This is a genomic window from Paraburkholderia terricola (genome assembly GCF_900142195.1).
Classification (GTDB): Bacteria; Pseudomonadota; Gammaproteobacteria; order Burkholderiales; family Burkholderiaceae; genus Paraburkholderia; species Paraburkholderia terricola.
The window spans coordinates 95,873-103,262 of sequence record NZ_FRAB01000021.1 but is presented as its reverse complement, the minus strand read 5'-3'; the positions used below and the strand labels follow the sequence as shown (position 1 = coordinate 103,262).

4 protein-coding genes and 1 pseudogene are annotated in these 7,390 nt (G+C 64.9%); 3 read left to right on the top strand and 2 right to left on the bottom strand.

Annotated features, from left to right (window positions below; genetic code table 11):
* The 3 genes and pseudogenes from BUE39_RS19175 to BUE39_RS19165 form a co-directional block, all read left to right on the top strand.
* Window positions 1-1,321 (top strand): S8 family peptidase (locus BUE39_RS19175; protein WP_200799513.1); only part of this gene is annotated, 1,321 nt, incomplete at its 5' end.
* Between the two features lie 61 nt (window positions 1,322-1,382).
* Window positions 1,383-1,491, top strand: a pseudogene (locus BUE39_RS36145) (IS110 family transposase); the annotation flags it as partial.
* Window positions 1,492-2,347: 856 nt separating this feature from the next.
* Complete coding sequence (locus BUE39_RS19165) at window positions 2,348-2,890, top strand: hypothetical protein (protein ID WP_073430300.1); 543 nt, start codon at window positions 2,348-2,350, stop codon at window positions 2,888-2,890.
* Between the two features lie 100 nt (window positions 2,891-2,990).
* Here BUE39_RS19165 and BUE39_RS19160 read toward each other — a convergent pair whose 3' ends face one another.
* Window positions 2,991-4,607 carry a leucine-rich repeat domain-containing protein gene (locus tag BUE39_RS19160; RefSeq protein WP_159442579.1) on the bottom strand — a complete coding sequence of 539 codons (1,617 nt, stop codon included), beginning with the start codon at window positions 4,605-4,607 and terminating at the stop codon, window positions 2,991-2,993.
* 287 nt (window positions 4,608-4,894) lie between these two features.
* Entirely contained in the window at window positions 4,895-7,369 is a 2,475-nt protein-coding gene (locus BUE39_RS19155; protein WP_073430298.1) for a leucine-rich repeat domain-containing protein, read from the bottom strand.
* Window positions 7,370-7,390: the final 21 nt, after the last annotated feature.

Here is a 7,390-nt window from a genome sequence, read left to right as displayed (position 1 = left end):
GGCGCGGCGCACGCTGCTCTGCTGGCTCTCCCTGTGCGCCGCGTTCGCGATGTCCGCCTGCGCGCTCGTGCCCGCGACGCCCGACCCCGCTGTCGCGACGCAGCAGATGAAGGCGCGCCCCGAACGGATGATCGTGCTGGCCGTCGCCAATCCGCCCGAAACGCTGATGCTGCGCGCCGGCTCGACCGCGGCCGGATACGGCGCGGCCGGCGGCTATTCGCCGGGCGGCAGCGCGCGGGCGCAGGTCGCGGCGCTCGCGCGGCAATACGGCTTGCGTGAGGTGTCGGCCTGGCCGATCCCGTCGCTGAAGGTGCATTGCGCGATGCTGGAGATCATCGGCGATACGCCGCGCGAGGAAGTCGTCGCGCGGCTCGCCACCGATTCCCGCGTCAGCCTCGCGCAGCCGTTGCAGACCTTCGACTTGCTCGCCGACGCGCCAGCCGGCAATAACGACTACACCGACTTGCAGCAGGGCTTCCGCGAGATCGGCGCGGGCGCGGCGCAAAAGGTCACACGCGGCGATTCGGTGCGGGTCGCGGTGATCGACACCGGCGTCGACACCACCCATCCCGATCTGCACGACCGCATTGTCTCGACGCGCAATTTCGTCGACGAGGACTGGACGCAATTCAATCGCGACCTGCATGGCACCGCGGTCGCGGGCGTCATCGCGGCGGATCGCGCGGGCGGCGCGGACGGCAAGGCCGGCATCGAAGGCGTCGCGCCGCACGCGAAACTGATCGCGGTCAAGGCCTGCTGGCAAGCGGACAATCGCAGCGGACCTTCGCGCTGCAATTCGTTCACGCTCGCGGAGGCGATCCAGTCGGCGCTCGAAGCGCATGCACAGATCATCAATCTGAGCCTGGGCGGGCCGAAGGATCCGCTGCTCACTCAACTGATCGAACTGTCGGTGAGAAAAGGCGTGATCGTGGTGGGCGCGGTGCTGCCGGACGGCAACCTCAAGGCGTTTCCGGTCGGCGTGCCGGGCGTGATCGCGGTCGACTCGGCACGCGCGTCGGCACGCGCGACGAATGGCCCCGGCTCCGATTCCACCGCGCGCGTGCTCTACGCGCCCGGCCACGACATCCTGACGCTCACGCCCGGCGGACATTACGACTTTGTCTCGGGCTCGTCGTTCGCGACAGCGAACGTGACGGGCACCATCGCGTTGCTGCTCGGCTTGCAGCCCAACCTCGACGCGCGCTCGATCGAAACGTTGCTCGACCAGACGAGCGGTCCGAGCCGGCAGCATGTCCGGGTCATCAATGCCTGCCGGGCGGTCGAGGCGCTTCATCACACGTGCGTCGAGGCGGCTCGTTGAACGGAGATGCGGCAATACTGCGTCGGTTAACTCTCACGAAGGTGTTCTTCCGGCAGGCGTTCTGCATGCCCAGTTCGTGCGCATCAAAGCACGACGCGGCCTAAAGAAAACCATCCTCGCCGTTGCCGCTTCCATGCTCACCGCCGTGTGGCACATGCTCTCCGACGGGGCGGCGCTCATCGGCGTGCAAATGGCGACGCGCATCGACGAAGCGGCCACGGCGGCCACGGATGCCGCGCGTGCGAGCCCGACTTATGCCGGGCTCGCCATCGTCCGCGAATTCCTGCAAATGCCGGACGACAAGCGCACCTCGTGCGCCACCCTCGCCCAGATACGCGACGAGCTTGTGTCCGCATCGACGCGAGCAGGACGCGAAACGCACGACGGCATGCGCGGGGCCGCAGCGCAAGTACGACGGCGAAACCAGCGACGGCATCTTTCCGGCCGGCCCGCCCTCGACACCTGAGCAGCGGTGAAGCGACCCCACCTTGCCGGCAGGGGCAGGTCAGTCAACTCTCGTTGTGACGGGAGCGGGCCAGGGCGAAAGCGACCGCCGACCCTCGCGTCGTTTACGGCATCCTCAATGATGCTACTCGGGACTCCGTGGGCTCGGCGCTCGGATATGCCACCGGATCCCACTGATGTGCCGCCAGCGCGACAGCAGGATTACTGAGGTCGGGCTCGTAGGGAGACTCTCGTCGAGGGGTGGTCGGGATCTTGCTGGGATCGCCGGTGACCGTAAATGCCGGCCTGTGACCAAGGGCTGTGCTCAATCTGCTGCTCGCTGTGTCCAGCACCCGGGAAGCCAAGGATCCAGGCTTGAATCGCCGGCCGGACGACGAGCTACTCTGCAGGGACGGCGATGGCGACTCCGATCCAGACGTCTCTGTCCGCCGCCGATTCTCTTGCATCGCTTTCCATTCGGCATACGTGCCACCGCTCGCCTGCGATGAACCCCGGCCGGTACGACCCAATTCGTCGCGATGAGAGCCCAGCCCAAGGCTCGCCGCCGGCGCATGCAGCGCGGTGCTGCTCCGAGTCGAATGGTTCGACGCATTCGAGCGGCCGGTCGCCGCGCTCGCGTCGCTTAACACCGACACGGTGTCCGCTGCTCCTCGGCTGATCGCGGTCCGGCCCGACGGGGCCTGTGAGCGGGCTTGGCTGCTCTGGCTGGCGCCGCCCAGCACCGACGCATTCGAGCGGCCCGTCGCCACGCTCCTGTCGCTCAGCACCGACGCGGTGTCCATCGGCTCGCGGCTGATTACAGTCCGCTCCGACGGAGCATTCGAGCGGGGTTGTTGGCTCTGGCGTGAGCCCGGCTTCCGCGACCGCAATGACAGTTGTGCAAGAGCGCTCGACATTGCGCTACGGGTACTCTGCCTGGATTCCTGTACGCTCTGCGCGACTGATGGCGTGACAGATGGACCGCTCAACGACATGTCGCTACGTTCACTACTGCTGCGATTAATCCTGCTCACTGCATTCACTCCTATTAGCTGGCTTCTACTAGGGAAACACTGTTCCAGACGCTTGCCGCCGGCATTGCCGCCGAGTCAGCTGCATTTTTAGAACATGAAGGAATTCGACCGTAATCGAGCGGACTTCCACTCGCATGCGGATCGCGCTCCTCGCGCTTTTCATCTCTCGACCCGGCTACGGTGACGCGTTTTCATTGCGCCGGATCGCCGTTCACCATCCTCATGAAACGTTCGAGCGTGGTGAGGATATCCGGCTGCTCGGGCTCCGTTTGCAACACCAGTTGCGCGGTAATCGTCGCTTTCGGGGGACTCGTCCATGCGTAGCCGTCAAACTCATGTGTCCAACTACTGTATGCGCCGTTCATTTCCGGCTCGTCGGCTTCTTGCTGCGCGGCCGGCGCGGCCCATCGCGGCCGAGCCCACCGATCGGCATCATTTTGCGGCACGCCCGATCGGTTCGTGCGAGCGCTTGCCCATGGTGGCGCGGCATCATCCGACCAAGGCTGTTTCAAGCTGCCCCACGCATCGGATGTACCGCCGGGCGGCGGTCGAACGCCGGACGACTCGGACTGTGCGGCGACCGGTGGCGCGAATTGCTGAGCGGGCCACGTGCCGAGCGGCGGCACAAAATGCTGACCGGGCTGCGCGCCAAACGGTGGAACCGTCTGCGTCGGGAACCGCGGTGCCGCAGGCAAGGGCCACGGCATGGCCGCGCCGCCTTGCCATCCGGTTTGCATACGCGCAAGTTCAGCCTCGAGGACTGCCGGCGGTACGGCTGCCAGCTGGGTCAGCACTGCGGCCCGCTGGGATTCCGGCAGGCTCCGCAGTTCCGCAGCCAACATGTTCATGAAACCCGCGCCGGCCTTCCCCGCCCGAGGCGCTCCAAGGGCCGCAAACAGGTCCGCGACTTCGCCCGGTCCACACATGCCCCCCGGCTTCGTCCATTCCGGCTGTTCGCCGAGTTCGCCGCGTTCCGGTTCCGCCGCCGCTTCAGGCGACCTCTCGAAGGGGGCAGCCTGCCCCGGTTCGCCATGCCGCCGGACGTAGTCGCCGAACGAACCGAGCGACGCGTCGTCTTCCGCGATCGGTGCCTTCCCCCTTGCCGACATGCGGCTTTGGCGCGCGAACATCTGCGCTTCGTGAGCGGACACGCCGCGCCCTGAAGCAAGACGCCCCGCCGCCACGAGGCCCTCGCGGATACGCGTATTCGCCGTGCGCACGACGATCGTGCGCGCGACATTGACTAGCGTGTGATTATCGAATTGAGCGTGATAACGGAACGAGCCGTAGCCTATCGGCAGCGTCGCGATCCCGTTGTTCGATAGATCCACATCCAGCGTCTTGCCCCGAACGTCGTCCCGCGCGCCGGCAGCGTCGTTGCCGGGCAGTTCCGGCAGCTGCTTCAACTGGTTGTCGGAAAGGTCGAGCCTGCGCAGCCGGGTGAGGAGCTCGGCCCATCCGGGCGGTAGCGTCCATATCTGATTCGACTTCAGATCGACGGAACTCAGGCGCTCCAGCTTGTGCATCGACTCCGGCAACTGCGACAAGCGGTTTCCCGCCGCCGAGAAGCGCTTGAGCTGACTGAGGTTCTGTATTTCGTCCGGAAGGCTTTCCAGCTCGTTGGAATCCACGAACAGACGGGTCAGCTTCTCCAGCTCTCCTATCGACGCAGGAAGCCTGGTCAGTTTGTTGTTGCTCAAGTCGAGCAACTGCAGCTTCTTCAGCGCGCCGATCTGCGAAGGTAGCCGCGTCAATCCAAGCTGCGAGAGAGCCAACACTTCTTTCCCGTCTGCGTGCGCGTTCTCCATGAGTTCGGTCGCTTTCGCACGCTGTTGCTCGGGCCCCGTGGCGCGCCCCTTCCAATCGTCGAGCCCTTCCTTGAAGCCGGGCGGGCGGCGCGGACCCAATGCACTGAGCGGACCGCCCTCGCGCAGTTGCGACAGGGATGGGCGGCGCCCACCAGGCACGCCCGGCCGAGGCGCACGGGCGTCGCGCGCCTGCGGCGCGTGCGGCATGCAATCGATCATGTTTGCGCCGCACAGCAGACCTGACAGCTTCGCGTTTTTCATATGGCGTTTCCTTTAGCGTGCGCAGATCAGAAGTGGTTCTCTGACATCCACGCCATTTCCGCTTCGAGCTGTTGCTCGCGCAGAAACGTCTGCCAGAATTCCTGCTTTCCCGCGAACGCGGCCAGATCGCGGCCGCCCTCGCGCTGTTCCGCCTCTTTCACTTCCTTCATGATGTGGTGCCGGAAAAAGTCGTGTTGCTCAGGGGCTGCCATGTGCCCGAACATCGTTTGTAAAGCCGGGGTTCCGTCCAGCCTCCTGCGCAGATCGTCGAAGCCGAGAATCTCAAGTTCGTTGGGGCGACTGACGAGCACCTGGTACATCAGTGCGATCGGCAACGGCTCTATCTGGAGGTGGGTCTTGCTGGGATCCTCGGCCAGCTTTTTCGCGTTCTCTTTCGCAACCTTTTCGGCCAGATCGCAGATGACGTGCTGACGGAACATCATGACGACGAGATTCCACAGATCGCGCGGCGCACTATGGCCCGCCTTCGCTTGCATCACGCAGTGTTCGAGCCATCGGCCCTGAGGATAGATCCGTTCGGTATACCGGGTGGCGAGGCCCGCGAGCTTCGCGTGTTGCATCTGCCGGACGCCCACCATGTCGGTTGCGAATCGATCGGTTCGGGCGGGCGCCGCGGTCGAATAGTCGAACAACGACTTACGAAGCTGCGGCGTGTGCAACGGTGCCGCCAGCGGCTGCGGCGGCTGCGGCCCGCTCGACGAAACCGCCAAAGCACGGAACAGCTCGGCGAGCGCCGGGTTCTGAGCGGCCTGGACGGGCGCCGGCTGTGCGTACATTGACGGTGCGTACGGCGGCTGCATATATGCGGCCTGGGCGTAGGGCGGCTGCAACGGGTACGGTTGCGAGAGGTACGGCTGCCCCAGATGGTGCGCCATGTAGGCTTCGGCGTACGGCATTTGCGTCTGAGCCTGCTGCGCCGGCGGGTTTGTGGCCGCATGCCCTGCGTCGTTGCGCGGCGCCCTCGTCGGATGGCCGCCCGGCGCGCGAGACGATCCGCGGGACGATGCACGTGACGAGGTGCTCGACGAGGTCCGGGACAACGGCCGCGTATTGTCCGGCCCCGAAGATGGGCCTGCGGCAGCACCGCTCGACGGGCGGTCGATCCCCCGCGCGGCGAACGTCACGTTCTGCCCGCCTTGCCCAACGCGTTGCAGGGGCTCGCCCGCATATCCGCCCCTGTCCGTTTGCGGGCGAACAGGCGGCATTCCCGCATGACCGCTGGCCGCCGCCTGGCCGCTCGCGGCGAGCGAACGCAGCAATTCGTTGAGTACCGATTGGCCGCCACCGGCCAGTGCCGTTTGCGCGGCGAGGACTTCGGGCATCGCTCGAGCCGTTCTGGAGATCGGATGTTCCTCGAATGCGTCAAGCGGCGGTTCGAGGTCGTCCTCGTCCACTACGCTTCGCTCACGCACATGGGGCGGTTGATAGAGCTCCTTATATTGGACAGGGGGAACCGTGGCGAGGCGCGGCAGGCGGCCATCCTTTGAAAGTTCGACGGGTAACGGCGTATTCCTGATGTGGATTTCCAGGTCCGAAAAAACCGACGGCCGGTCGGTGAATTTCCTGACCGTCATCCTGCCTGTCGATGCGTATGCCAACGGTCCAAAGTCGCTCGGCAGGAACGTCAGCGGGTTACCCGATACGTCGAGTTCCCTGAGGTTCTTCAGACGGCCGACAGACTCCGGGATCGCCCTGTCTATCGCCAGGCCCGGCTCCGTTTCCCCCTCCGCTTCCACGTCGTCAACCTCAAAGACCTTGTCGGTCAGATCGTTGTCGCCAATGCGGAGCTTGCGCAGTTGCATGAGCGAGCCGACCGCTTCCGGCAGCTTCTCGAAGTGGTTTCGCGAAATATCGAGCTCCTCGAGACTGGAGCACCGGTTGATTTGCAACGGCAGATTCGTCAGCAGGTTTTCGCCGAGCGACAGTTTCCGGAGATTGGTAAGGTTGCCGATCGATGCCGGCAGGTATTCGAGCGCATTGTTCCCCGCCCGAAGGGACTTGAGCTTCGTGAGCTGGCCGACGGCTGCCGGAAGCTCGGCAAGCCGGTTATGCGACACGTCCAGCTTGCGCACGCTCGTCAGCTGTCCAATTTCTGAAGGCAGCGCATCGAGCTTGTTGCGCGAGAGATCCAGGCTCTGGAGCTTCGCGAACGTCAACATCCTGCGCGGCACTTCGTTCAGACTGTTGCCCTTCAGCCTGATCTTGCGCGAGTCGGCAACGCGAGCCAGCAGATGATCCGGCAGATCCGTCAGCCCCATCTGCTCGAGGTCGACTTCGCCGCCCGGCCCGGCTGCAGTGAGCCTATCCGCCGCATTGCTGCGAAGCTCGTTGCTCTCCCGATACTTGTCGTTGATCCACTTCAGTGTTTCGAAGTCGTGCTCGCTTCGGCGACCAGATTTCGACCTGGCCGGCGCATTGTTCGACGAGGAGCCGGGCAGGCTAACCGATGTCGAGATACTTGACGCGATTTTCTTCAGCATGTTTCTTCCCGAGTGCGTTTG